Consider the following 23,859-nt stretch of genomic DNA (forward strand, 5'->3'; position numbering starts at 1 on the left):
GAGGATGGCAGGAAGCAGTACAAGGTCTCGCCGGAGTTATTGAGACCTCTCCGGGACGTGAAGTAGGTCAACTACGTCTTGGAATGAACGCTTACATAGCAACGCTGTTAGACGCTACGCTACCCGCTCTTGCAAGCTGGGTAACGTTAATTTCAAAGCGCCCTGAATTAGCATTGCTGGTCGTCGTTACTTTTACGCCTTCATTGCTAGAGGTGCTTTTCTGGCTGGAAAACAGCTTGGCATCGTTTAATGCCACTACCGATTCCTGAAAGCGACCAAGCGCAGATTGCAAACGGCCAAACGCCGAAATTTTAGTTTGCTGGAGATTTTTTTGCTGTGTGATGGGAGTCAGCTTCTGGCGTTCTGCCGAACGAAGCTGATCAAGCAAGCTGTTTAGGTCGAGGCCGGAGCCTACACCTAGAGAGGTTATCGTCGCCATAACTGGGTGCTTCCTCAGCAAATAAGGCTAAACCAAAAGAAAAGTCCATGGTTTAGATTATCGGCCGCAAACACCCATTCTTTAATTTTTCTGTTGCTAGGGGATCACGTTATGAAGTTTGTGCATTAAAGACATTGAATTGCTGCGTTAGGTAGTCTGACATTTGATTCATTTGGGAAATCATCAAGTCCAGTTGACCAAACTGGGTTCTATAACGTGAAATGGTGCTGTCGATAGTGGCTTCAACCCGGAGAAAACGATCATTAAGACTTTCGATACTATTTTCCGCGCTAGTAATTGCACTGGTGATCAAGCCGTTGGCGCCTACCATTTGGCCAATAGAGGCTTCAAGATTACCAGCTAAGCCCACTCCTTCTTCACCGCCTGTGAAAAATGCAGCTAGCTCACCACGGTCACTAGCAATCACGGTATCTAGCTTGTCATCATCAATACTTAGCGTACCGGTACGCGTTAGCGATATACCCAGATCGGCTAACATCGATAAATCACCGCCTGCACCGCCTGCTGACAACACGTTGCGAAGCGTATTCTCAACACTGCGTACTGCGGATTCACCATTGAGCGCACCCGATGTTTCACTGGCAACATCGAAAGCAGTCAGCGTACCAATAGTCGATTTAAGCTCATTATAGGCATCAACAAAATCAGTAATCGCTTCGCGAACAGTGCTTTCATCACGCTGAACGGTAATTGTACTCGTCGCACCGCCTGCTTCCTGCAAGCTTAGTGTGACTCCTTCAATGGCTTCTTCTACCTGATTAGTGGCGCTAGTGATGGGAATACCATTCACGCTAAACATCGCATCCTGACCAGCGTTGGCAATCTCATTTTCCAGTAACGTTGCCCCACCGGTTGCGTTACTAGTGATACTCAACCCTGTGATCGAGGCATCTTCACCCGTTTCGGTTGAGCTAAGAGCCAAACGATAGTCGGTTCCATCAAAAATGATAGAGGCTGAAACACCTGCTTCAGCATCCGCATTGATCGCGTCACGCACATCTTCCAAGCTGCTGTTCGCTTCCATTGCAATGGAAACATCTTCACGGCCAGCAAAACTAAGCACTACCGTTGATGCAGTATCAGCCAGCTCGGCCGAAGGGTCATTAACAAGCCCGGACGCTACATTACCCGCTGTAGCTAATTGGGTGACTTCAATATCATAACGGCCTGGGCGTGCTTCCGATGAGGACGCGGCCAACACTGCATCACCTTGAACATCAGTGGCTACGCTATCAAAAAGTTCCGGGTTATTAAGCGCCTTTGCGGCATCTTGGAACTGTGAGAGCGCACTCTGAAACTGACCATAGCCAGAAATTTTGGTTTCTTGGGTTCTGATCTGCTGCTGAATGGGCTGGAGCTTACTGCGTTCTGCCTCTTCAAGCTGATCAAGCAGACCATTAAGATCTAGGCCGGAGCCAACGCCAAGTGATGAAATGGTAGCCATGCTGTACTGTCCTTTTTATAGCGTCTTCATGTTGATGCTTACGCTGTTCATTCGAAAACTCTTAATCGTGGTTATTAAAAACTATCGACCACTTAACATTTAACTTAAATATTTATCGCTTTTATTACGTGTCAAAATGTTACAAAAAGTACATTTAGTTCCGCCACACCTGCCGTTTCCATTATCCCTCGCTTAATATGCAGCACTCAAAATAAAACTATTTGATGACAATCCAACGTAATCTCGTCTGAATTTATTATAGACCTTGGTCTAACAACGACCTTGGTTTATAATGCGCTGCAACAAGCCCATCTTGGTGCTAATTGCAGGAGAACGTACGATGCCTCCAGAACTTATGCCTCCAAAATCTATACCTTCCGAGCTTACTGAACGCGCCCCACAAACCTTCCAGGGCTCTACCCAGGGGCTATCAATTGCTGCCACCGTTCAACGTAGCCTTCGCCAGTGTTTATCCATTGCCGCTGAATTACTTTACGACCACGGGCATGTGCTCGAATCCATTACGCTTACTCAGCGTGGCTTGACACGCCGTGAATTGCTTGCGCTTGGCGCTGCCAGCCCTACTTGGTCCACTTGCCAGCAGGTGATGGAAGCTAGCGGGGCCGCCACGTTCAATGAATATGGCCGCTTTGTATTGACCAGCCTGGGCCGTGAATTGATGTTTGATATGTTTGGCCAAGGCGCTGCTGACTGCGCCTGATCTGCATTAGTTAAAAATGACATATAAAAAAACCGCTCGTAGGTGACACCCACGAACGGTTTTTACTGGGCTTTTTTTCTTGTGCTTAGCGCAGGCCGAGCATCGAAAGAATGAATAAAACAACCACGATAAGACCAACGATGTAGATAATATTACGCATAGGGCGCTCCTTGCTTATTTGCGTTTCAGGGGAAATCAAAGGCTTGCTTACCTTTCATGCAACACCTCCAGCCTAGCAGGTTTTTTTCTACTTTGCTTGATGCCGGTGGAAATCCTCGATCAAAAAATATCTGTATCCGCTCATCCGCGTCGTTAATATTAATCGAGGCGCTTGCGGCTCTCATCGAAGGCCCGCTGAGGTAGCTAAGCCGGCTCCGCTGAAAGAGGTGGTGTGTTCATCTGCGTATCTTCTTACAGGGGCATAGGTCAAATCATAAGCTGGTGCCAGCACCCATCGCCCCTGATCGTGCAGGAACGCAAAGTTCTTCGCATGGTCATCATGTATCTCCTTCGTAAACTACGTGGGACTCCTGATAAAGCTCAGCCAAGTCGATACGATCATCATCAGTAACACGCTCAATGACCGGACGATACTCCAATGCCCCCATACCTCTGTCAGCCATATAAGCCAGCCGGTCAAGGGGTGAAATATCTCTTCGGTCTTTAGCATGCTTGGCAAGAAAATAGCGATCCATAAGCAGCATGCCCCATCCGTCCGGGAGTGAGTCAGCGAATGCTCCGGGTAGACCTTCGAAAAGGACGGGGTCTGCTGCCTGCTGAGGTTGCGTGGTGAAATCCATATTGAGTGGCGAGAGGTTAAAACCTTGCGCTACCCACTGCGGGTAATAGGCGAAATAGATACCTTGCCGATTCGCGACCATCTCCCCAACAGGCACGCCATCAAGCAGCACCTCTAACGTGTTGATCCGTTTCATTTTCGCCCCCGGGTTCGTTCTACTTGTTTAATTGCTTCAAGCGATATGGGGCGCTCCTGCATGAAAAGCTCTGCAAGTTGGCGTGTAGCCCCTAGGGCCGTGGCAATAAGTACCAGCGCTTCGAGGGTAATTTGCCCATTGGACTCGAACCGTTTAATGGTTGACTCAGAAACACCCGCCATTAATGCCAGGGATTTGCGAGACAGGTTCTGCGAAAGGCGTGCTTCCCGGGCATTAGCACCGATCTTTTGGGTCAGCTCACCCGGGGCAAGTAAGGAGTGGGTCAGGGCCATCGTGACGCCTATAATAAAAGCTCATTTATGGACTATTATAGCAAATATAATCCTATATAAGCTCAAATATGGTCTATTAAATACCAATAAATCCAAAGGCATTAAGATTAATACTGTACATAGAGCCAACAAACTTGGCTGTTATCTGGAGTTCGTTCTGCGGAACCTCCTCGGCATCCAACCCTCGAACCCTTGTCACTCATCCTCAAGGTACTGCAATGCGCGCTACTGTTTTGCTTATGTCATGTGCTGTTATATCGCTGTTTCATACTGCTGATGTGGCAGCAAATGCGCCTTCATCTGAGGCATTTTCAGCGCTCAACAGCGCCACTTCTGAGCTTGATCGGGTGCATGCGGTGGTAGTGGCTCATGATGGTGAGATTATCCACGAGTATCATCAAGGCGGCCCTGGGGTGGCGTCACCCACTAATATCAAGTCACTGTCTAAAACGGTGTTAGCGGCGATTACCGGCGCGGCTATTGAAGCGGGCATTATCGAATCGGCAGAGCAGCCGATGGTGGAGCTATTTGGTACTAACCTGCCTAACGGCACTGCCCCTCAGGTGGGTAACATTACCGTTGCGCATTTACTCGCCCAGCAGGCGGGGCTAGAGCGCACCTCCGGCGGCAACTACAGTGCCTGGGTGGCGAGTTCCAATTGGGTGAACGATGCCTTAACGCGCCCCTTTGTGGACGAACCCGGCGGGCAAATGCTCTATTCAACCGGCACCAGCCACCTGCTTTCAGCAGCGCTCACCCATGCCAGCGGCGAGACCACCTATGCGCTTGCCCAGCGTTTGTTAGGTGAGCCACTCAATATCAACATTCCACCATGGTTACGCGACCCACAGGGCATCTATTTTGGTGGGAATGATATGCAGCTTTCGCCCCGGGCATTGATTGAAGTTGGCGAGCTGTACCGTAATGATGGCCTGGTGTTTGATGATTCTGGAAAAAGCCAGCGTGTACTGCCAGAAGGCTGGGTAGCCGAATCATGGCAGCCGCGTGGCTCATCACGGTGGACCGGTGATGGCTACGGCTATGGCTGGTTTATTACCCAGCTAGCCGGAGAAGCGGTGTACTACGGGCGTGGCTTCGGCGGTCAGGCACTGTATGTCATTCCTGAGCGGGAGATGACAGTGGTGATCACCTCAGACCCCAACCCACCTTCTCCTGGCGGGCAGTTTCAACAGGAGTTGAATAGATTGGTGGCCGGGCTTTTATCATCAAACGATGAATAAAAATTCGCCTTCGTCGCGGTTGTACTGACGCTTATTCGCCTTTGTGACCAAGACTCATTAAGTAGAGTGCTGCTGCAAGGGCAAGCACCGAAATCGCTAAGTAGATAGCTTCCAGCGGGGTGGAAAAACGGATATCCACCACCGCACGGAAGAATTCAATAATGACCGCTAGGATCACAACACGGGCGATTTTGTCTTTAAGTTGATCCAGCGAGGCAACGTTGAAGGGGTGACGAAGGCTACTCTCTTCCGCCTGATCAATCCGCGACACAAACAGTCGGTAAACGCCTAAGCCGAAAATCAGCAACACGATGGCGATCAGGTAAATATCGACTGCAATAATAATGTCGGGGACTAAGCTGTCGTGAATATCTTGCACACCTCCGAACAGGTAGTAACTCATTACATCGCGAACCACTTTCAAAATATCCACGGTACCGACGATAAACAGCATTAAAGAGCCCAGCAGGCTGGGCACCACCGCAAGCATCACCAAGAAGCGTGAATTCCATAGGGCCGTTTCAATTCGCCGCTCCCAAACGCTTTGTTGCTCGGGTTTATCGGAAGACAGTGGCGGCGGTGTGGGCGGTAAAGGTTCTGACATAATGTATTTCCTGTTCCAGCAAGCTAGTTGTTAATAGCGGCGAGACTACAACAGATTTATTAAAACCACAGCAAACGTCACCGCGGTCAGCAAAAAACCTAACGCGAGCACTAAGCCATCCCGCGCAACGAGTCCCAAGCCGAACAGGGTGAGAGCCAGCCCCGCACCATTGGCGGTAAAGGGAATAAACTCCATCGGCGGCATAGCCACTGCCACCAGCAAACAGGCCAGGGCCGTAGCGCGAATACCTATGTAGCCTGTCATCCACGCTAAGCGCACGCCCAGTAAACCATCTATCCATTTAGCCGGTTTTTTAAACCAGCGAAGCGCTTTGTCAAACCCTTTACGGGATACTGAACGACGCAATAGCCATTGGGGCAACCAGAACGTCTTACGCCCTGCTAATAGCTGACTAGAAACGAGTAGCACGAGTACCGCCATCAGCGTGGGCATACCCGGTATATCGCCAATCACCGGCGCCAGAGTGATTAACCCGGCCACTAACAGCAATGGGCCAAAAGAGCGGCGCCCTACCGCTTCAACAATATCGTCGACGCTTACCTTGGGGTCTTCACGCTCCATCTGTTCCATGGCGTCAATTAAATCAGTCATGCTTGAGGCGTCATCATTGGCATTATTCATCGGCAGCGCGACGCTCCTCTGCCTGTAGCTTGGTACGAATAAAATCGCTGTGGCTGACATGTAACAGATCCGCCAAACGACGAATGCGGTGCTCTTCTAAGGGATCAATGCTTTTATCAGCCCAGGCCAGCTGCCACATTAGCGCCACCAGCTCGCAGCGCTGGTTGTAGTGGTAGTGCTCTTTAATCAGACTTACAAACTGGTAGTGATCGACAGCGTCTTCTACTTCTGACTCGGCCATCGCCATAAGCTCTTTCACCGCGTTTTCGCTTAAATGGTAACGAGACATCAACATTTGGCTTAGCGCAGTGCGCTCGGCATCACTTGAGTCGTAGTCAGCACGCATGACTTCACACAGCAGCGCTGCGGTCGCCAGCTCCAGCGTCAGCGTTTGATTTTCACGCTGCTCTGGCTTGGCCAGCGAGCGTTGAAAAAATTGGCTAATAGCATCCAGCATAGGTGTTCTCCTTAGTAGCGTCAGCGTCGACCTTGCCTTAATCCTTTTTGGTAAGCTGCTCTCTTAACTGCTTAGGCACTTGCTTGATAATCAGGCGATCCTGGGCGGCGTCGTATTCAATGCTTGAGCCGAGCAGGTGTGAATCAAAGCTAATCGATACGCCACCCGCACGCCCGGTAAAACGGCGAAACTGACTCAAAGTGCGCTTATCCGGGGGAATCTCTGGCGATAGCCCGTAATCGGCGTTACGGATATGCTCGTAAAACGCTTTGGGCTGCTGTTCGTTAACTAGCCCCGAAAGCTCTTCCAGGGTCATCGGCTCGCCACGGCGCAACTGTTCATTAGCGTAATCGACGAGTGTGTCGGTTTTTTCGCGACTCACTTCGTCATCGAAATCCTCTTTCTCGACATAGTCGCTAAACGCTTTAAGCAGCGTGCGGGTTTCCGCAGGGGAATCAATGCCCTCCTCCATGCCCAGCAACGCCACCAGCCCTTCGGCGAGTTTTTTACCGCCGCGATCTTTTAAGAACGTAACGTACTGGGCGTTCGGCGCATCGCTTTGCCACTGGGTAAGATTGATACGTGCGGCCAGCGTAAGCTGATTGGCATTGAGCTGGGCCGCTGGCACCGCGTGGTGCTCGGCATTAATCCCAATGCCTTCCCGCTGGTGTACTAACGCGATGAATAGAGTTTCGGTATCACCCTGGCGTTGGTGGCTGATCACTAAGTAACCACTCACTGACAGCTGCTCTTGAAGCTGTTTGGCTAGCCGTTCGGCGAGGGCGACTGACAGCTCAACAAAACTCTTGTCACCGGCCATATAGTCGCGCAACCACATGGCTAACGGCCCGGCCTGCTCGCCCTCTTCGGCAAAGCGCCCCCAACCTTTGGGTTTGGTGTTGTAGGTGTCGTTCAGTGTACCGACTAGGCTCGCCATCACCGGGTCGTCGTTGGGCGCCGCCTGATCTGAATTTGGCGCGGCAGTTAGGGTTAAGCGCTCACCGTCAAGCGTTGGATCAAGGCGGTGCACAATACTTTGCAGTAGTGGCATAAGCGTCTGCTAGCGTCCCTTGGTAAATGGTGAATGGTGAATGGTGAATGGTGAATGGTGAATGGTGAATGGTGAATGGTGAATGGTGAATGGTGAATGGTGAATAACGAGTTACGTACCGATTATGGTTTGAGGCGATAGCCGGTACGGAAAATCCAGCCGATGGTGGCCAAACATGCCACCAAGAACAGCATAATCATGCCCACACTTGCCGCTAGACTAACATCACTGATCCCGTAAAAACTCCAGCGAAAACCGCTCACTAAGTACACCACGGGGTTGGCTAACGTGACGGTTTGCCAAAACGGCGGCAGCATATCAATGGAGTAAAAACTACCGCCCAAAAAAGTCAGCGGGGTAATCACCAATAGCGGCACCAGTTGCAGCCGGTCAAAGCCATCGGCCCAAATGCCAATGATAAAACCGAGCAGACTAAAGGTGACGGCCGTGAGCACCAGGAACGTCAGCATCCAAAACGGATGGGCGATTTCCAGCGGCACAAACAAGCCTGAGGTGGCCAAAATAATTAGCCCCAGCAGAATCGACTTCGAAGCCGCCGCGCCTACATAACCAATCACAATCTCCAAGTGCGAGATAGGCGCCGAAAGCAGTTCGTAAATGCTGCCGGAAAACTTGGGAAAGAAGATGCCGAAGGAGGCATTCGAGACGCTTTGGGTAAGCAGCATCAGCATAATCAGCCCTGGCACAATAAAAGCACCGTAACTGACGCCGTTGATTTCGCTAATGCGGGAGCCAATGGCCGCGCCAAACACGACAAAGTAGAGCGATGTGGAGATAACCGGCGAGACGATACTTTGCAGTAACGTGCGGCGCGTGCGGGCCATTTCCGCCATATAAATGGCACGAACAGGATGTAGGTTCATGCACGCTCCTTAGGGTTAACGAGGTCGACGAAGATATCCTCCAGCGAGCTTTGCCGGGTATGCAGATCTTTAAAGGTAATACCTTCTTGCTCAAGGGCGGTTAACAGCGCTGAGATGCCGTGCCCGTCCTCTTCCTGGCTACCGTCGTAGGTATACACCAACTCATACCCCTCCGCTGCCAGGCTAAGATCAAAGCGTTGCAGGCTGTTTGGCAGCCCCGCTAAAGCGGTGTGTAGGTTGAGCGTTAACTGCTTACTACCCAACTTACTCATCAATGCGGCCTTCTCTTCTACCAATACCAGCTCACCGCGATTGATGACACCGATACGGTCGGCCATCTCTTCCGCTTCTTCGATATAGTGGGTCGTGAGAATAATGGTCACGCCGTTATCACGCAGTTGGCGTACTACTTCCCACATTTCCCGGCGTAGCTCAACATCCACCCCGGCGGTGGGTTCATCCAGAAACAGGATGCGCGGTTCATGGGAAAGCGCCTTGGCGATTAAAACGCGGCGTTTCATCCCGCCCGAGAGCGTCATTAAGCGGTTGTGGCGCTTATCCCAAAGCGTCAGTGACTTAAGCACTTTTTCGATATGCGCAGGATTAGGGGCTTTGCCAAATAGTCCGCGACTAAAACTGACCGTGTTCCAGACCGTTTCAAACGCTTCGTTGGTCAGCTCTTGGGGCACTAACCCAATCCGCTCCCGTGCCTGGCGGTAGTGGGTAATATTATCAAACCCGTCTACCAGCACATGGCCAGCGGTAGGGTTGACCAAGCCACAGACCACACTGATCAACGTGGTTTTACCCGCCCCGTTGGGGCCAAGCAGGGCAAATATCTCGCCGCGTTGAATGGTTAAATCAATATGAGTTAACGCCTGAAAGCCACCCTCATAGGTTTTATTCAGTCCGTTAATGACAATAATGGGGTCGTTCAAGGCGTACTCCTGACACCGCAGCTTAATAGCTGCGGTGCTTGACGGCCTTTCTTTCTAGCCGGAATTAAGTGCGTTCGGTAATTTCAAGCAGGTGGTAACCAAACTGGGTTTTTACCGGGCCGTGTACCTGACCTACTTCACCACTGAACACGACTTTGTCGAATTCAGGTACCATTTGGCCGGGGCCAAAGCTGCCCAGATCGCCGCCTTGACGGCTAGAGGGGCAGCTGGAGTGCTGTTTGGCAACGGCGGCGAACTCGCTGCCATTTTCGATCTCTTTCTTAAGTGCTAGGCACTGCTCTTCGCTGCTGACCAAAATGTGGCGGGCGCTGGCGCGTGTCATAAATTTCTCCTGACTGAATTTATTTATCGGGGGTTTAACTTCAAAAGGGCCAATAGTTTATCACGGCTTACCTAGGGCTCCGCTATAGCGTAAGGCTTCACCTATACTGGCCATTGCGCGTTCATGAGCGCTTAAAGCAGCGGGGCCGCGAGTGCAGGTCACAATGACCCAAGCGCCTAAGGTATCGGAATCGACGTTAACCCGCTCGGCAATCCCTGCATCGCAACTGCGCCGCTGCTGAGTACCTGTTTTATGAGCAAAGCTGATACCTTCTCCCATACCCGCCTTAAGACGCTGCTTACCGGAACTGGTTCGCCGCATAACATCGAGTAGCATTTGTCGATGCTCGGCATCCAAATCACTTTTGGCACCATCTTGGTGAACAGGTTGCAGGCTAGCCAACAGATCGCCATAGGCGCTTAGCGTACCCACATTCTCGCCAGTGGCTTCGTAGGCATCAAAGGCGCGGTCATAGTCGGGCTGCGTAAAAGTGTCCGCGCTAACCCCCAATGCGCGTGCTAATGCCTGGCCGCGCTGGCTCACGGGGTGCTGACGCAAGGCGATAAAATCCATTCCACCAAGGCTACGAGCATCTGGGTGGAGCTGGCCGTAAACGCCCTGACGTACGCCAACTAGCTTTGAAATAGGGCCAACCTCAGAAGGATCTCCGCCACTTGCGGCTATCATGCGGCGGGTGCGCTCATTAACCGCCTCAAGCCCCACCCGATCAATCAGCATATCGGAGGCGGTGTTATCGCTGACGGTAATCATTTGCTCCATCAAGTAACGAATAGAGATGGGTGTTCCGGGGTCATGCCAGTTGGTTGGCCCCGCACCATCCACAAAGTCACTGCGTGAAAGCGTCAACCGCTCATCTAGCGTAAGCGTGCCGGCTTGGCGCTCGGCGAGCACCTGGGCTGCCACCGGCACTTTAACCAGTGACGCCCAATACCATGGATCATCTGCACGCCAGGAGTAAGCTTCACCGCTAATAAGATTTTGTACATAAACGCCCAGCTCGCCGCCGAAGGCCTCTTCTATGGCCTGTAAACGAGCCGTTAAATCGCCCTGCCAAGCGCTCTGTTTATCTACCTCATAGTACCAATTTGTCTCGTACCCATCCGCCTGAGCGGGTAGCGTAATAAGCAGCGCTACCGCTATAAGCCCGCGTTGTATCCAGTGTCGCAAACTATAAACTCCAAAAATTATTGAGCGTATTTAACGGTGCTGAGCCATCCAGCGAGTTAGCCAAATCCACGCCGCTGCGCCAAGTATCAACAAGCCACCAATGCCCAGCGCCTGTGGATAACTGATGATGTTTTGGACTTCCCATAGAAAACGCAGCACTAGGAAAATCATCACAATATGGAAAATAAACGCTTTAAGGGCATCTGAGCCCACAATGGTGAGCGGAATTAATGCTTTAGCTGCTTTCGCACCACCCGCTAAGGCGAGCGCAAGTAATATCATCGCGCCACCCAAACTAAACAGCATAAACTGCAGCCCTGGCGGGTGTTTACCCACATTATTGGCCACCGCCAACATTGCCGCATCCACATCACCGCTGGCAAAAGCGAGCCCGTAAAACCCAGCGACCATCAGCGCACCAATGCCCAACAAAATAAGCACCAACCGGCGTTTAGTGTCAGCGTGAAAGTAGCAGCGTAGCATCGCTTCACCAATGAGAAGGCCGATTAAAATCAGCGGTGCACGGCTGATCTGCCCCCAGGTGTAATGGTCTTCGTGGTCCACCAGTAGGGCTTTCAAAATGTCGTTACCGCCGAAGGTAAGGCTTTGCAACCACACCGTTAATGCCGTTAATCCGACAATAGTGGTTAGACGGCTCCAAAGCGGCGCCCGCGCCCATAGCGGCAAAATAAGCGGTACCCATAACAGGGCTATAGCGTAAAAACCTAGAATTTCGACCCAAATGGCAAAACGCCCATAAAGCAGCGCATCGACAATTTCACTGGGCGGATAGTAAGGAAGCATTTCAACAATAGTGAGCGCTTTGTACCAAAACCACACTTCAAGCGCCCGAAGCCATAATTTTAACCTGCGCTTAGGCCAATCCTCGCTTTGCGCATGTGAGAGAAAGGCGACCGCTAATGCGATGCCGAAGACCAAAATAAACAGTGACGAGGAGAATTTGGTCAAGAAATGGATAGGCACCATACCCCAATCAGGCACATTACGAATCCCCACTAGCCCACTCACCGCGTGGCTTACAATCATCAAACCAATCGCTAGGCCACGGGCTAAATCTATAGCTTCTATGCGGCCTTCGGCCTTGGGAAGTTGAGGAGTTTCTGTCCATTTTAAGAGCATGTATCCATCCTTGCGTGGGCGTAGTCGTTAAATCCATTGATCAAATCATAGCATTCGCTTCCGTTGATCATACTATCGCGCACACGCAAAAATGCCCCGCAATTGGCGGGGCATTTCGTGGCTCATCCTTGAGCCAGAGAAGTAGTTAGTCCTTTAGCAGGGGGAACTTACCAGTCGGTATCACCGTCTTCTTCAGTCTCCCAATCATCCTGCTCTTCTTCCTCTTCCTCGTAAGTGAATTCTTCCTCTTCTTCTTCGTACTCAGTATCGAAGTCTTGGTCTTGATCTTGACCAACGTCAGAGGTATTGAAAGAACCTTGCTCATCTTGCATCGGCTCTTCTTGCGGGGCTGGCTCGTAATCGTCGTTGGTTTCCATTTCAGCGAAAGCGAGCGGGCTGGCCATCAAACCAAATGATACGCCGAGGATGCCAAGCTTCTTGAGAGAATCCTTCTTCATCATGATACTGCCTCCTATATGGCTTTACTTTTTAAAACGAAGTAAAAATGTAAGTCTTCGCTTTAAAGGTTAAGAACGTTAGGTCGTCCTACCTGATGCGTTCTTACCTAAGTCATTGCACCCCTCGTGCCACTTCATGCCATCCCTTTGCAAAAGACATTACTTAACAACCACTTGTGCGTTTAAAACATACACCAACCTTTTGATTTAACTAATAAAAACTAGATATTTGTTGTTTAGAATTGGCACATGATCCCCAAATGCTCAGGCAAACGGGGCAACATTAAAGTGATTGATAAGAAAATCGGCACATCATTGCGCTGGATTGTCCTTTAGCAAGCTCGATCAACCCTTGATCAAAGGGTGAAACGTCGTGATGGGCATCTACCGTATGGCTTACCGGCTCAAAACAGAAAAAATCAGCCTTAGCGTTAGGGGAAAAACCAGATAGCGGGACATCGGTGGCGATGTATCAATCGTGAGTACCGTGCTGCGCTCCGGCCATTCCAGCTGCGCTTGCCCGCCCCAGCCAGTAAATAGATTGTCGATTAATGCATCAGGCAGGGTCTTTCGATGACTGAAGTTCCAGTTCTCTTCATGCTCTAGGCGGCGCCATTCGATTGGCAACTGCGCTTTATCAACCTCCCAAACGCCTTTAGCCGGGGCAGTGATTCGAGTATCGGCAGTGCGCGGAAACCAGGGGTGCAACCCTATCCCGTAGGGGGCGGGGTTATCGCCTAAATGCGTGACGCTGAGCGCCACTTCTAAGCAGTTACCTACCAGGCAATAGCTAAGCTCAGCGCGATAATCAAAAGGCGGCTGTTCATTCGAATACAGTTCCAGATGTAGAGCGTGGTGACGTTGCGATATGACGTGCCAGGGGCGCTGCCAACCATCGCCATGAATGGGCAATGGCTCACCTTCAAGGTTGGCCGCCAAGCAATAATACTGCCCACGCCACTCAAAGCCGCCCTTCGCAATCCGGTTTGACCACGGCACCAGTGGGTACATCGCCAATTGATTAGGGTCTTGCTCATCATCGCTACCTGGACGCATAAGCGCCACAACGCCTGTCTGCGTCAACGCATCAAATCGTATTACTGAGCCTCCCACTTCTGGGTTCACGACTAAGCGCAGCTGCGCGTTTTCCAGAGTAATATTCAAGGCGTATTTCCTGTGATAGCGACGGTCTTACGCCCAACCAGCGTCCACTGCCAGCTCTTGGCCGGTAATTGTCTGGCTTTCAGCGCTGGCGAGAAACAGCACAGCGGGGGCGATGTGCTCGGGCTCCAAGCGTAGTTTAAGGCACTGGCGGGCTTGAATCTCTGCTTCATCACCAGGGCCAATCCATTTTTCGAGCTGGCGTTCAGTCATTACGGCGCCGGGCACCAGCGTATTAACGCGAATATTATGCTCCCCCAAATCACGGGCCAAGCTGCGCGTTAGCCCATGAACCGCCGCCTTGGCGGTGACGTAGGCAGGCAAACCACCCAGTGCCATCTGCACGCTGACCGAGCCGAAGTTAATGATTGAGCCACCACCGGCCTTTATCATCTGTTCGGCTGCCGCCTGGGAAGCGAAGAACATAGGCCGCAGGTTGAGCGACATGCGTTCATCCCAATAGGCGACATCAACATCCTGCCAACGATGACGATCATCGCTGGCGGCATTGTTCACCAGAACATGAATAGGCCCAACGCTCTGGCCTGTCTCCGCGATAACTTGCTGCAGGCTGGCAACATCGCGAATATCGCAGTGGTGGTAGCAAGGAGCCTTACCGGTTTCGACGCTCAGCTCAGCGACTAGCGCCTCGCTGGCAGCGTCATTGATATCGACAAACACCACCCGTGCGCCCTGCTGATGAAACGCCCGGGTAAGCGAGGCGCCAATGCCGCTGCCGCCGCCGGTAATAAAGACCACACGCTGGTCAAGGCTCGAATACCGCGCTGAGGGCTGGTTCATATCGATTCCTACGTCGTTTTATTGTTTTTCAAAAACCCTTCGCTTTACTCGACGCAACTAAACATCCACCCACTGCCCACCTGCTTGCGAGGATTCCAACGCGCGGGTAATAAACGTCAGGCCATCGACACCGTCGGCCACGCCAGGCGTTGGCGCAACCAATACCTTGGCATTTTGGCCGTTTTGACGGGCACGAATTTGCACGGCGAAATCACGATAAAGCTGTGCGAAGGCTTCAAGGTAGCCTTCTGGATGCCCCGCCGGAATTCGCGCAGCCGCCATGGCGGCTTCGCCAAGGCCAGGGCCGTTGCGAGTTAAGATGCGCGTGGGCTCTCCTAGCGGTGAGAGTAGTAACTGGTTGGGGGTTTCCTGACGCCAAGCAAGGCCACCGCGGCTGCCATAAACGCGTAATTGCAGGCCATTTTCGTTGCCAGGCGCAACCTGGCTCGACCATAGCATGCCCCGGGCACCGCCTTGAAAGCGCAGCAGCATATGCACGTTGTCATCCAGCGCGCGACCTTCCACAAAGGTATGCATATCAGCAGCGAGCGATTCCAGTTCCAGGCCAGTTACATAGCGCGCCAAGTGGTAGGCGTGGGTGCCGATATCGCCTAAACAGCCCACCGGGCCGCTGCGTTTGGGGTCGGTGCGCCACTCGGCCTGCTTAACGCCGCTCTCTTCCAGGCGTGTGGAGAGCCAGTCTTGCGGGTACTCCACTTGCACCACGCGCAGCTCACCCAGCTCCCCGCTGGCCACCATTTCCCGTGCTTGGCGTACTAACGGGTAGCCGGAATAGTTATGGGTTAAGCCGAAGAAAAGCCCGGTGCGTTCCACCAGCGCGGCGAGTGTCTGGGCCTCTTCCAAGGTGATCGTCATCGGCTTATCGCAGATCACATGAAAGCCCGCTTCGAGAAAGGTGCGCGCCACATCGAAGTGCACGTGGTTGGGGGTCACAATCGCGACGACATCAATGCCGTCTGGGCGCTTGCGTTCCGCCTCCGCCATGGTTTGGTAATCTGGATAGGCGCGATCAGCGGCCACGTGTAACTCTGCAGCGGATGCCTGACTGCGTTCCGGATCTGAAGCAAAGGCCCCGGCGACCAGTTCATAGTGGTCATCTAGCCGTGCGGCGATGCGGTGCACTCCGCCAATAAAGGCTCCCTGGCCGCCGCCGACCATGCCCAGGCGCAGCCGACGCGGCGTGTCATGTTGCGTGCTCATATCGTATTGTCCTCCCCCTTTCTTTAAACCAGCTGGCGTTAAATCAGCTGAGACACGTTATTAAAGACCGAGAATCCGACGATTGGCGGCTTGATCGGAGCCGCCGTCGGCGAAGTCGTCAAACGCCCGCGCGGTGACCTCGATAATGTGGTCGCGAATAAAGGCCGCGCCTTCTCGTGCGCCGACTTCTGGGTGCTTCAAGCAGCACTCCCACTCCAGCACCGCCCAGCCGTGGTAGTCGTTGGCCGCCATCCAGGAGAAGATTGTCTTAAAGTCGATTTGACCATCGCCAAGCGAGCGAAAGCGGCCAGCGCGATCCGTCCATGACTGATAGCCGGAATAAACCCCCTGCTTGGGGCTGGGGTTAAACTCGGCGTCCTTAACGTGGAACATTTGAATGTGGTCGCGATAGACATCCAGAAAACCTCGATAGTCGAGCTGCTGCAGTATCAGGTGGCTGGGGTCATACAGGATGTGGCAGCGAGGGTGGTTGCCGACCCGCTCCAAGAACATCTCGAAGGTAATGCCGTCGTGGAGGTCTTCTCCGGGATGGATTTCGTAACAGAGGTTCACCCCTGCCTCGTCAAAGGCATCCAGGATCGGGCGCCAGCGTTTGGCTAGTTCGTCAAACGCGGTTTCGATCAAGCCCGCCGGACGCTGGGGCCAGGGGTAGATAAACGGCCACGCCAGCGACCCAGAAAAGGTGCCGTGATCAGTTAAACCAAGGTTTTGCGATGCCCGAGCGGCCAGCTTTAGCTGTTCGACGGCCCAGGCCTGGCGCGCTTTGGGATTACCACGTACTTCGGGCACCGCAAAGCCATCGAACATCTCATCATAAGCCGGATGCACCGCCACCAACTGGCCCTGTAGATGGGTGGAGAGTTCGGTGAGCGCTAAGCCGTGCTCGGACAGGGTGCCTTTGATCTCATCGCAGTAGGTGCGGCTTTCGGCGGCGCGTTTTAAATCGAACAGGCGCGCATCCCAACTGGGGATCTGTACGCCCTTATAGCCTAACCCTGCGGCCCAGGCGGCAATACTATCAAGACTATTAAAGGGGGCCTCGTCACTGGCGAACTGGGCGAGAAAGATCGCTGGCCCTTTGATGGTTTGCATAGGACTCTCTCAATATCGTTTCGATGAAGTGCTTGAGTAGGCGCGGGTGAGCGTGCTGCTTTTCACCCGCGTCTATCTATCAGTACTTGCTATCAGTACTTGCTATCAGAACTTGCGAGCAGAACTTGCGAGCAGTACGTAATCAGACCGCAATCAGAACGGTGAATCGGGGAAGTAGTACTGCTCGGCGTTCTCCTGAGTGATCAGCGGCGAGCCCAAAATATATTCGCCAGTCACTGGGCCATTAGAGACGAAGTGCTGCACGGTGAGATCCATTGCCGTGGCGATCATGGCGGGTGGGTAGAGCACATCTACCGGCACCAGCTCATCGCCGTCCATCACGCGCTTGATAATGTCCTTCATGCCCGCGCCGCCAACAATAAACAGCTCATCTTCGCGACCCGCCTGGCGTACTGCTTCAATGACCCCAAGCGCAATATCGTCATCCTGTGCCCAAACGGCATCGATACTATCGAAACGCGCCAGGTAGTCCTGCATCACTTCAAAGCCATCGTCACGATTCCAGTTGGCGTGCTGCATATCGAGGATATTGATCTCGGAGCCTTCGATAGCCTCTTGAAATCCTTGCACTCGCTCATCGTCAATAACCGTAGGAATACCGCGCAGAACCACAATGTCGCTTGCATCGTTGAGGCGCTCACGGATGTACTCACCAGACACGCGACCTAGCTCATGGTTGTTGCCTGCCACATAAAGGTCCTGAATGCCCTCTTCGGTCAGACCACGATCCACCACTGTGACGAACACACCCGAATCTTTAACACGGCGGACTGGATCGGTCAGCGGGCCAGATTCAAACGGCAGCACGACTAAGGCATCAATATTGCGCAGCGATACCAAGTCTTCCAGGTCATTGGCCTGCTCACCGGCCGTCCCCGCCGTTGTGATGGTGATGGTGATATCCGGGTAGAGCGCTTCCAGCCGCTGTTTTGCTTGTTCAGCGTGATAATTGACGCCACCGGTCCAGCCGTGGGTGGCGGCGGGGATCGAAACCCCAATGGTGACCTCTTGAGCAACGGCGGCACTGGAAAGCCCTATGGTTGTTGCGAGTGCTGCCGTGGTGGCAAACGTCGCCACTGCTGTTTTGATGGTTGGCATGTTAATGCTCCTTTCATGTTTGTACTTGTTATGTTGCCGTCGCTTTTATTGGTTGGTACTGCACTGGCTTCCCTTTGCCCCTATGGCGCTGCTTTCCTCCACGAGGCACGCTGTAAGTAGACCGCCACAATGATGATGATCCCCTGCACCGTTCCGTTGAGATAATTAGAGATGGCGTCGGTTAAATTGAGAATATTGCCAATCATGGTCAGCATGATGGCGCCCACCACCGTGCCCCAAATGCGCCCATGGCCACCCTTGAGCATGGTGCCGCCAATGATCACCGCAGCAATTGCCTCAAGCTCCCAGAGCACCCCGGTAGCCCCTGATGCAGAGCCCAGCCGCGGCACATAAATAATCGTCGCCAATGCCACGCACACACCTTGCAGCATGTAGGTCATGGTCTTAATGCGATCCACATGAATGGCGCTATATTCGGCGACTTTTTCATTGGAGCCGATGGCAAAGCAGTAGCGCCCAAAGCGGGTGTGGTTGAGCAGGATGTAGCCAACAATGGCGACAAACAGAAACACCCAGATAGGAATGGTAATGCCGAGGAAATTACCGTAATAGACCGGGCGATAGATATCGCGCACCGCCCAATCCAGGGTTAGGGTGCCGCCATCGGCCAGATAAGTAACCAGTGAGCGGTAAATCCCCATGGTGCCAAGGGTGACGATAAACGCCTCGATTTTGCCTTTGGTCGTTACGATGCCGTTGATAAAGCCAGCGCATAGTCCTAGCAGTAGCGATGCCCCAACGCCCAACAGCACGGTCGTGACACCCGCGCCGAACTGCTCGACGAGGCTATTCATTAGAATAATCATTACCCCGGCAATAAAGGCGGCCATCGCCCCTACCGAGAGATCCAACCCGCCCGCGGTAATCACAAAGGTGGCGCCGATAGCGATAATGCCGATAAAGGCGCTGCGGGTGAGCATATTCGAGAGATTATCCAGCCCCAGAAACGCCGGATTAATCAGCACACCCAGCAGCGCCAGAGCGAGCAGCGCGACGAAAGGCCCCCAGGTTTTAAGGTCTATAGAGAAGCTCTTTTTCTGAGTGGTTGGGTTAGCTGCTTTGTTAGTTGTTTTGTTATTAGCCATAACGCTGCTCATCGACCCCTACTCCCTTAATGCCGGATGCGTACTGCATGATTTCTTGTTCATTAATTTGCTCACCTTCAAGCACCCCGGTGAGTACACCCGCACACATCACCGCCACCCGATGGGAAAGCCCAATCAGCTCACTCATCTCTGAAGAGATTAAAATAACTGAACGGCCCGCCTCGGTAAGCTCATGGATAAAGTGATAGATCTGGTGTTTGGTGCCCACATCAATGCCCCGGGTAGGCTCATTGATAATCACGATCTCAGGGTCAATGGACATCACTTTGGCGAGCAGCAACTTCTGTTGGTTACCGCCGGAGAGTTCAGCCGCGGTGCGCGCCGCCGTGCGCAGGCGAATATCAAAACGCTGGATAGCCGCTTGGAAGGCGTGCTCTTCCCGGCGGCGGTCGATAAGGGGGCGGCAGTGAGCGCGTAAATTGAGCAGGGTAACGTTGGAGCGCAGATCCATATTGAGCACCAAGCCCTTGCCTTTACGGTCTTCCGTTAGGTAGGCAATACGCTGGCGAACGGCGTCGCGTAGATGGCGGAGCTCTACTGGCTGGCCGTGGCGTAGTACCTGCCCGGATTTTTTTGCACGCAGCCCTAGCACCGCTTCAATGAGTGCTGTTCGTCCGGCACCCACCACGCCGCCAAAGCCCAACACTTCACCGCGTCGCAGGGTAAAGCTGGCCTGCTTGACGGCGCCTGGCACCACAAACTCACGCGCCTCCAGCACCACTGGCGCATTAGAGGAAAGAAGCGTAAGCGGTGGGTACATTTCAGTGATCTCACGGCCCACCATCAATCGCGCCAGTTCCTCTTTACTGCGCCCGGCCATCGGCCCGCTATCAACTAAATGACCGTCGCGCAAGACAGTGACCTGATCGGCAATTTGTTCAATTTCGCGCAGCTTATGGGAGATATACAGAATCGCCACACCCCGCTGGCGCAAGCGGGCGATCAGCGCGAACAGCACCTTTACTTCGTTTTCAGTCAGGGTCGCGGTGGGCTCATCCATAATCAGCACACGCACATCGCGGGTGATCGCCTTGGCGATCTCGACCATTTGTTGATCTGACGTGCTGAGGTCTTTCACTCTAGCGCGAGTTTCAAGTTCAGCCAGTGCCGTTTGGCTGCGCTCGCGCATTGCCCGCCGATCCAGAAACAGCCCACGGCGTAGCTCACGGCCTAGGAATATATTCTCTTCAACACTGAGCTGTTCAGCTAACGCCAGCTCCTGATGGATCATGACCACACCGTCGGCTTCCGCCTCACCGCTTGAGCGGTAGTATTGTTGTTGGCCATCTACAAACACGTCGCCCGAGGTGGGACGAAGATAACCCCCAAGGATTTTGACCAGGGTCGATTTACCAGCGCCATTCTCGCCCAGCAGGGCATGCACCTGGCCTGCCTGCAGGCCGAGGTCAACATCGAATAACACTTGGTTTTCGCCAAAAGAGCGGCAGAGTTTGCGCGCCGATAAGAGCATGAGGCCACCTATTTCCTACTGTTGTTATTATGCGTCTGGGGCTTGCCAACATGATTGCTATAGAGGGATGCTTGATTTACTTTAGGTGCTAAAATAAATAACTGCAAATACAACTTAGGTCTCGTTTTACAAAAAAAGGGCTTTCACGCGATGATGGCACTCAACCATTTCTCTGATGATCAACACTGGCGATGCACTAATGGCCTTCCAATCGATTGACACCAGCCGCCACGACAACACCTTGGCAGTGATTCGTACTCTGCGTGAACAAGGCCCCGTCGCGCGCGTTGACTTAGGCGCCTTGAACGGCATTAGTTCTGCTACCGTTACCTCTATCAGCGCGGAGTTACTGCAGCAGGGGTTGATTGCCGAACAACCACCGGCGACACCCCGCCCTAGTGGTCGTGGACGGCCAAAAACCTTGATTCAACTCGCCCCAGAGGCGGCCTGCGTGGTGTGCGTCAAGCTATCGATCAATGAGATCCAGGTAGTTGTGGGTGATTTTGCAGGGCAAGTTCGCCACAGCGAGCATCACAGCGTCTCCACCTTAACGCTGACGGCGGACGGCTTGGCAGCACTGCTTGAAGAGAAAATCAGCGCTATTTGCGCTCAACAGTTGGAAGGTTTTCAACGCTTGGCGGGGATCTGCTTGGCGGTGCAAGGCGTGGTCTCATCTCAGAGCGGGTCGATTATCTGGTCGCCGGCCCTCGGTTTACGCAACGTCCCCATATCTGATCGTTTAGCGGCGCGTTTTCACTGTGACGTTCTCTTGGAAAACGATGCTAACTGCATTGCCAACATGCTGGCGGCACAGCCTGCCTATGCGGACTGCCCCAACTTGGTGGTCATTATGTTGGGTTACGGTATTGGCATGTCGGTGCTGATTAACGGTGTGCCCTATCTGGGAGCCAATGGCTCAGCGGCTGAGTTTGGGCATAGCAAATACCAGCCGGATGGCGCATTATGTGCCTGCGGTCGCCGGGGCTGCATCGAAGCCTATGCCAGCGACTACGCTCTCTATCGCGCCGCCGCCAAGCACTTATCGCTGCCTACTGGCGACAGCGCTCACCCCTCAGAACAGCAGATGCAAGCATTGACTAACTTAGCGATACAGGGCGAGCCAGAGGCTCAGCGCATCTATACCGAGGCAGGCCGTGCACTCGGCTACGGCATCGCCAATGTGCTGGCGCTGTTCAACCCCGATGTGGTGCTGGTTACCGGCTCTGGCGTGCGCGGTTTTAACGCCATGCAGGCCGCTATGCACGGTGCCATTGATGATGCGTTGGTCATAGAACTGATGGGCACGACCCGCATCGAAAGCTGCGCCTGGGATCGCGATATGACCTGCATGGGCGGCATTGCTATGGCGCTACACGCCACCGATGCGTCAACGCTGTTGGATAGCCAATCCGCCCGTGAAGCCTAGGTGGCCAGGCATTTAATGCCGATCAATCGGCTAGTGGGAGTGACGCGGCACATCAGAACCTCGGCAGCCGACTAGAAAGTCGAAGTCACAGCCTTCGTCTGCTTGTAGTACGTGTTCAATATAGAGCTGGCGGTAGCCACCCTGGCTGGCGATGAGCGTTGAAGCCGCAGTGGGGTCACTTTCGGCAAGCCGTGATGCAAGCTCTTCACCGCTGATATCGAGATGCAGCCGACCGTGGGCACAGTCGAGCTCAATCCAATCACCGCTGCGCACCGCTGCCAGCGGGCCACCAGCGGCGGCTTCCGGGGCCACGTGCAGTACCACCGTGCCATACGCTGTGCCGCTCATGCGGGCATCGGAAATGCGCACCATATCGGTTATACCCTGGGCGAGGATTTTGGGCGGCAGGCCCATATTGCCTACCTCCGCCATGCCGTGATACCCCCGTGGACCGCAGTGCTTCATGACCAGAATATCGTTAGCTTCAACGTCCAAATCCGGGTCATTGATGCGCGCTTTGTAGTCATCGAAGTCTTCAAACACTACCGCCCTTCCGCGATGCTGCATCAGTTCCGCCGTTGCTGCCGAAGGCTTGAGCACCGCACCGTTAGGAGCGAGATTGCCGCGAAGTACGCAGATACCACCATCCGCGGTGAGGGGTTTGTCCAGTGGGCGGATGACCTCGTCGTTATAGAGTGGCGCGTTTTGGACGTTTTCCCACAGGGTTTTGCCGTTGACGGTTAGCGCTTCCTTGAAAGGCAGGCGGTCGGCGTCACCTAGGCGTTTCAACACCGCGGGCAGGCCGCCTGCGTAGTAGAAATCCTCCATCAGATAACGCCCCGATGGCTGCAGGTCCACCAGCGTTGGCGTACCACGCCCAACACGGCTCCAGTCGTTCAGTGCAAGATCAACACCGATCCGGCCGGCGATCGCTTTGAGGTGAATCACTGCGTTGGTGGAACCGCCGATCGCAGCATTGGTACGAATGGCGTTATCGAAGGCTTGGTGGGTGAGAATTTTAGATAGCCGCAGATCTTCATTAACCATCTCAACAATCCGATTGCCGGAGAGATGGGCCAGCACATAGCGGCGGGAGTCCACCGCAGGAATCGCAGCGTTATGGGGCAGCGAGGTGCCCAACGCTTCGGCCATACAGGCCATGGTGGAAGCGGTACCCATGGTGTTGCAGGTACCCGCGGAGCGGGACATACCCGCCTCGGCGGCCATAAAGTCATGCAGGGAAATTTCCCCGGCTTTCACCTGCTCAGAAAGCTGCCACACCACGGTACCGGAGCCAATATCCTTGCCATTGTGTTTACCGTTGAGCATCGGCCCGCCGGTCACCACAATGGTAGGAATATCGCAGCTCGCCGCGCCCATCAACAGCGCAGGGGTGGTTTTGTCACAGCCCACCAGCAGCACTACCGCATCAATCGGGTTGCCACGAATGGCTTCTTCCACATCCATACTGGCTAAGTTGCGGGTAAACATCGCCGTGGGTCGCAGGTTGGATTCACCGTTGGAGAGTAAGCGTTCATTCTAAGACGTCCTGCCGCCCGGCTGACATTCGCCCTACAGTAACCTCACATTTGCCCACACGAGGTTACCCCCATGAGAAAGC

Annotated in this window: 25 protein-coding genes and 1 pseudogene; 3 read left to right on the forward strand and 23 right to left on the reverse strand. The window is 53.5% G+C overall.

All coding sequences use genetic code 11. The features are described from left to right. Window positions 1–91 precede the first annotated feature (91 nt). Together ACQKE4_RS18310 and fliD are read right to left on the reverse strand one after the other, a co-directional pair. A complete protein-coding gene (locus ACQKE4_RS18310; protein WP_427389718.1) occupies window positions 92–439 on the reverse strand; it encodes a flagellar cap protein FliD N-terminal domain-containing protein in 348 nt (115 codons plus the stop codon). Window positions 440–548: 109 nt separating this feature from the next. Further along, entirely contained in the window at window positions 549–1,904 is a 1,356-nt protein-coding gene (gene fliD / locus ACQKE4_RS18315) for a flagellar filament capping protein FliD (protein WP_427389719.1), read from the reverse strand. 340 nt (window positions 1,905–2,244) lie between these two features. On the opposite strand from fliD, the gene ACQKE4_RS18320 reads away from it, so the two are divergent. Next, a complete protein-coding gene (locus tag ACQKE4_RS18320) occupies window positions 2,245–2,625 on the forward strand; it encodes a hypothetical protein (RefSeq protein ID WP_427389720.1) in 381 nt (126 codons plus the stop codon). 340 nt (window positions 2,626–2,965) lie between these two features. On the opposite strand, the gene ACQKE4_RS18325 is transcribed toward ACQKE4_RS18320, so the two are convergent. Genes ACQKE4_RS18325 through ACQKE4_RS18335 form a run of 3 tightly spaced genes read right to left on the reverse strand, consistent with a single transcriptional unit; the run spans window position 2,966 to window position 3,853 of the window. Further along, a complete protein-coding gene (locus ACQKE4_RS18325) occupies window positions 2,966–3,076 on the reverse strand; it encodes a hypothetical protein (RefSeq protein ID WP_427389721.1) in 111 nt (36 codons plus the stop codon). A gap of 46 nt (window positions 3,077–3,122) precedes the next feature. Beyond that, window positions 3,123–3,560 (reverse strand): HipA N-terminal domain-containing protein, encoded by a 438-nt coding sequence (locus ACQKE4_RS18330; protein WP_427389722.1) that lies wholly within the window; start codon window positions 3,558–3,560, stop codon window positions 3,123–3,125. After that, the gene (locus tag ACQKE4_RS18335) at window positions 3,557–3,853 is read right to left on the reverse strand and encodes a helix-turn-helix domain-containing protein (protein WP_427389723.1); all 297 of its coding nucleotides are present in this window, start codon (window positions 3,851–3,853) and stop codon (window positions 3,557–3,559) included. The genes ACQKE4_RS18330 and ACQKE4_RS18335 overlap by 4 nt, the downstream gene beginning before the upstream one ends. A 218-nt stretch (window positions 3,854–4,071) precedes the next feature. On the opposite strand from ACQKE4_RS18335, the gene ACQKE4_RS18340 reads away from it, so the two are divergent. Continuing rightward, window positions 4,072–5,094 carry a serine hydrolase domain-containing protein gene (locus tag ACQKE4_RS18340; RefSeq protein ID WP_427389724.1) on the forward strand — a complete coding sequence of 341 codons (1,023 nt, stop codon included), beginning with the start codon at window positions 4,072–4,074 and terminating at the stop codon, window positions 5,092–5,094. A 31-nt stretch (window positions 5,095–5,125) separates the two neighbouring features. Here ACQKE4_RS18340 and ACQKE4_RS18345 read toward each other — a convergent pair whose 3' ends face one another. From ACQKE4_RS18345 to ACQKE4_RS18425, 17 genes are all read right to left on the reverse strand, one after another. Then, window positions 5,126–5,698 (reverse strand): YqhA family protein, encoded by a 573-nt coding sequence (locus ACQKE4_RS18345; protein WP_427389725.1) that lies wholly within the window; start codon window positions 5,696–5,698, stop codon window positions 5,126–5,128. Window positions 5,699–5,743: 45 nt separating this feature from the next. Continuing rightward, the gene (locus ACQKE4_RS18350; protein WP_427389726.1) at window positions 5,744–6,340 is read right to left on the reverse strand and encodes an exopolysaccharide biosynthesis protein; all 597 of its coding nucleotides are present in this window, start codon (window positions 6,338–6,340) and stop codon (window positions 5,744–5,746) included. Continuing rightward, window positions 6,333–6,797: a TerB family tellurite resistance protein gene (locus ACQKE4_RS18355; protein WP_427389727.1), complete on the reverse strand. Its 465-nt coding sequence runs from the start codon at window positions 6,795–6,797 to the stop codon at window positions 6,333–6,335. The genes ACQKE4_RS18350 and ACQKE4_RS18355 overlap by 8 nt, the downstream gene beginning before the upstream one ends. 37 nt (window positions 6,798–6,834) lie before the next feature. Beyond that, the gene (locus tag ACQKE4_RS18360; RefSeq protein WP_427389728.1) at window positions 6,835–7,848 is read right to left on the reverse strand and encodes a nucleoid-associated protein; all 1,014 of its coding nucleotides are present in this window, start codon (window positions 7,846–7,848) and stop codon (window positions 6,835–6,837) included. A 122-nt stretch (window positions 7,849–7,970) separates the two neighbouring features. Then, a complete protein-coding gene (locus ACQKE4_RS18365) occupies window positions 7,971–8,732 on the reverse strand; it encodes an ABC transporter permease (protein WP_290840189.1) in 762 nt (253 codons plus the stop codon). After that, the gene (locus tag ACQKE4_RS18370) at window positions 8,729–9,670 is read right to left on the reverse strand and encodes an ABC transporter ATP-binding protein (RefSeq protein ID WP_427389729.1); all 942 of its coding nucleotides are present in this window, start codon (window positions 9,668–9,670) and stop codon (window positions 8,729–8,731) included. The genes ACQKE4_RS18365 and ACQKE4_RS18370 overlap by 4 nt, the downstream gene beginning before the upstream one ends. A 64-nt stretch (window positions 9,671–9,734) precedes the next feature. Further along, window positions 9,735–10,013, reverse strand: coding sequence for a peptidylprolyl isomerase (locus tag ACQKE4_RS18375; protein WP_427389730.1), 279 nt, complete (start codon window positions 10,011–10,013; stop codon window positions 9,735–9,737). Between the two features lie 60 nt (window positions 10,014–10,073). After that, window positions 10,074–11,201, reverse strand: coding sequence for a serine hydrolase (locus tag ACQKE4_RS18380; RefSeq protein ID WP_427389731.1), 1,128 nt, complete (start codon window positions 11,199–11,201; stop codon window positions 10,074–10,076). Between the two features lie 30 nt (window positions 11,202–11,231). Next, the gene (locus tag ACQKE4_RS18385) at window positions 11,232–12,341 is read right to left on the reverse strand and encodes a heparan-alpha-glucosaminide N-acetyltransferase domain-containing protein (RefSeq protein WP_427389732.1); all 1,110 of its coding nucleotides are present in this window, start codon (window positions 12,339–12,341) and stop codon (window positions 11,232–11,234) included. Window positions 12,342–12,508: 167 nt separating this feature from the next. Further along, complete coding sequence (locus ACQKE4_RS18390) at window positions 12,509–12,802, reverse strand: hypothetical protein (RefSeq protein WP_427389733.1); 294 nt, start codon at window positions 12,800–12,802, stop codon at window positions 12,509–12,511. Window positions 12,803–13,195: 393 nt separating this feature from the next. Next, entirely contained in the window at window positions 13,196–13,963 is a 768-nt protein-coding gene (locus ACQKE4_RS18395) for an aldose 1-epimerase (RefSeq protein WP_427389734.1), read from the reverse strand. A gap of 27 nt (window positions 13,964–13,990) precedes the next feature. Then, window positions 13,991–14,761 carry an SDR family NAD(P)-dependent oxidoreductase gene (locus ACQKE4_RS18400; protein ID WP_427389735.1) on the reverse strand — a complete coding sequence of 257 codons (771 nt, stop codon included), beginning with the start codon at window positions 14,759–14,761 and terminating at the stop codon, window positions 13,991–13,993. A gap of 57 nt (window positions 14,762–14,818) precedes the next feature. Further along, the gene (locus tag ACQKE4_RS18405) at window positions 14,819–15,982 is read right to left on the reverse strand and encodes a Gfo/Idh/MocA family protein (protein WP_427389736.1); all 1,164 of its coding nucleotides are present in this window, start codon (window positions 15,980–15,982) and stop codon (window positions 14,819–14,821) included. 60 nt (window positions 15,983–16,042) lie between these two features. Beyond that, window positions 16,043–17,095, reverse strand: a complete 1,053-nt coding sequence (locus ACQKE4_RS18410) for a sugar phosphate isomerase/epimerase family protein (protein ID WP_427389737.1) — start codon at window positions 17,093–17,095, stop codon at window positions 16,043–16,045. 153 nt (window positions 17,096–17,248) lie between these two features. Next, entirely contained in the window at window positions 17,249–18,214 is a 966-nt protein-coding gene (locus tag ACQKE4_RS18415) for a substrate-binding domain-containing protein (RefSeq protein ID WP_427389738.1), read from the reverse strand. Window positions 18,215–18,294: 80 nt separating this feature from the next. Next, window positions 18,295–19,320, reverse strand: coding sequence for an ABC transporter permease (locus ACQKE4_RS18420; protein ID WP_427389739.1), 1,026 nt, complete (start codon window positions 19,318–19,320; stop codon window positions 18,295–18,297). Further along, entirely contained in the window at window positions 19,313–20,812 is a 1,500-nt protein-coding gene (locus tag ACQKE4_RS18425; protein WP_427389740.1) for a sugar ABC transporter ATP-binding protein, read from the reverse strand. The genes ACQKE4_RS18420 and ACQKE4_RS18425 overlap by 8 nt, the downstream gene beginning before the upstream one ends. A 199-nt stretch (window positions 20,813–21,011) precedes the next feature. Here ACQKE4_RS18425 and ACQKE4_RS18430 point away from each other — a divergent pair, with 199 nt between their 5' ends. Further along, window positions 21,012–22,238: an ROK family protein gene (locus ACQKE4_RS18430; protein ID WP_427389741.1), complete on the forward strand. Its 1,227-nt coding sequence runs from the start codon at window positions 21,012–21,014 to the stop codon at window positions 22,236–22,238. Between the two features lie 30 nt (window positions 22,239–22,268). On the opposite strand, the pseudogene ACQKE4_RS18435 reads toward ACQKE4_RS18430, so the two are convergent. After that, window positions 22,269–23,768: pseudogene (locus ACQKE4_RS18435) on the reverse strand (IlvD/Edd family dehydratase); the annotation flags it as partial. Window positions 23,769–23,859: the final 91 nt, after the last annotated feature.

This window comes from Halomonas sp. NPDC076908 (assembly GCF_050269715.1).
Classification (GTDB): Bacteria; Pseudomonadota; Gammaproteobacteria; order Pseudomonadales; family Halomonadaceae; genus Vreelandella.

Coding starts and splice junctions, on each gene's coding strand:
- ACQKE4_RS18320 (WP_427389720.1), top strand. CDS start 2,245: ATGCCTCCAGAACTTATGCCTCCAAAATCTATACCTTCCGAGCTTACT.
- ACQKE4_RS18410 (WP_427389737.1), bottom strand. CDS start 17,095: ATGCAAACCATCAAAGGGCCAGCGATCTTTCTCGCCCAGTTCGCCAGT.
- ACQKE4_RS18425 (WP_427389740.1), bottom strand. CDS start 20,812: ATGCTCTTATCGGCGCGCAAACTCTGCCGCTCTTTTGGCGAAAACCAA.
- ACQKE4_RS18390 (WP_427389733.1), bottom strand. CDS start 12,802: ATGATGAAGAAGGATTCTCTCAAGAAGCTTGGCATCCTCGGCGTATCA.
- ACQKE4_RS18375 (WP_427389730.1), bottom strand. CDS start 10,013: ATGACACGCGCCAGCGCCCGCCACATTTTGGTCAGCAGCGAAGAGCAG.
- ACQKE4_RS18310 (WP_427389718.1), bottom strand. CDS start 439: ATGGCGACGATAACCTCTCTAGGTGTAGGCTCCGGCCTCGACCTAAAC.
- ACQKE4_RS18345 (WP_427389725.1), bottom strand. CDS start 5,698: ATGTCAGAACCTTTACCGCCCACACCGCCGCCACTGTCTTCCGATAAA.
- ACQKE4_RS18330 (WP_427389722.1), bottom strand. CDS start 3,560: ATGAAACGGATCAACACGTTAGAGGTGCTGCTTGATGGCGTGCCTGTT.
- ACQKE4_RS18355 (WP_427389727.1), bottom strand. CDS start 6,797: ATGCTGGATGCTATTAGCCAATTTTTTCAACGCTCGCTGGCCAAGCCA.
- ACQKE4_RS18335 (WP_427389723.1), bottom strand. CDS start 3,853: ATGGCCCTGACCCACTCCTTACTTGCCCCGGGTGAGCTGACCCAAAAG.
- ACQKE4_RS18415 (WP_427389738.1), bottom strand. CDS start 18,214: ATGCCAACCATCAAAACAGCAGTGGCGACGTTTGCCACCACGGCAGCA.
- ACQKE4_RS18405 (WP_427389736.1), bottom strand. CDS start 15,982: ATGAGCACGCAACATGACACGCCGCGTCGGCTGCGCCTGGGCATGGTC.
- ACQKE4_RS18365 (WP_290840189.1), bottom strand. CDS start 8,732: ATGAACCTACATCCTGTTCGTGCCATTTATATGGCGGAAATGGCCCGC.
- ACQKE4_RS18430 (WP_427389741.1), top strand. CDS start 21,012: ATGGCCTTCCAATCGATTGACACCAGCCGCCACGACAACACCTTGGCA.
- ACQKE4_RS18385 (WP_427389732.1), bottom strand. CDS start 12,341: ATGCTCTTAAAATGGACAGAAACTCCTCAACTTCCCAAGGCCGAAGGC.
- ACQKE4_RS18400 (WP_427389735.1), bottom strand. CDS start 14,761: ATGAACCAGCCCTCAGCGCGGTATTCGAGCCTTGACCAGCGTGTGGTC.
- ACQKE4_RS18350 (WP_427389726.1), bottom strand. CDS start 6,340: ATGAATAATGCCAATGATGACGCCTCAAGCATGACTGATTTAATTGAC.
- ACQKE4_RS18360 (WP_427389728.1), bottom strand. CDS start 7,848: ATGCCACTACTGCAAAGTATTGTGCACCGCCTTGATCCAACGCTTGAC.
- ACQKE4_RS18420 (WP_427389739.1), bottom strand. CDS start 19,320: ATGGCTAATAACAAAACAACTAACAAAGCAGCTAACCCAACCACTCAG.
- fliD (WP_427389719.1), bottom strand. CDS start 1,904: ATGGCTACCATTTCATCACTTGGCGTTGGCTCCGGCCTAGATCTTAAT.
- ACQKE4_RS18340 (WP_427389724.1), top strand. CDS start 4,072: ATGCGCGCTACTGTTTTGCTTATGTCATGTGCTGTTATATCGCTGTTT.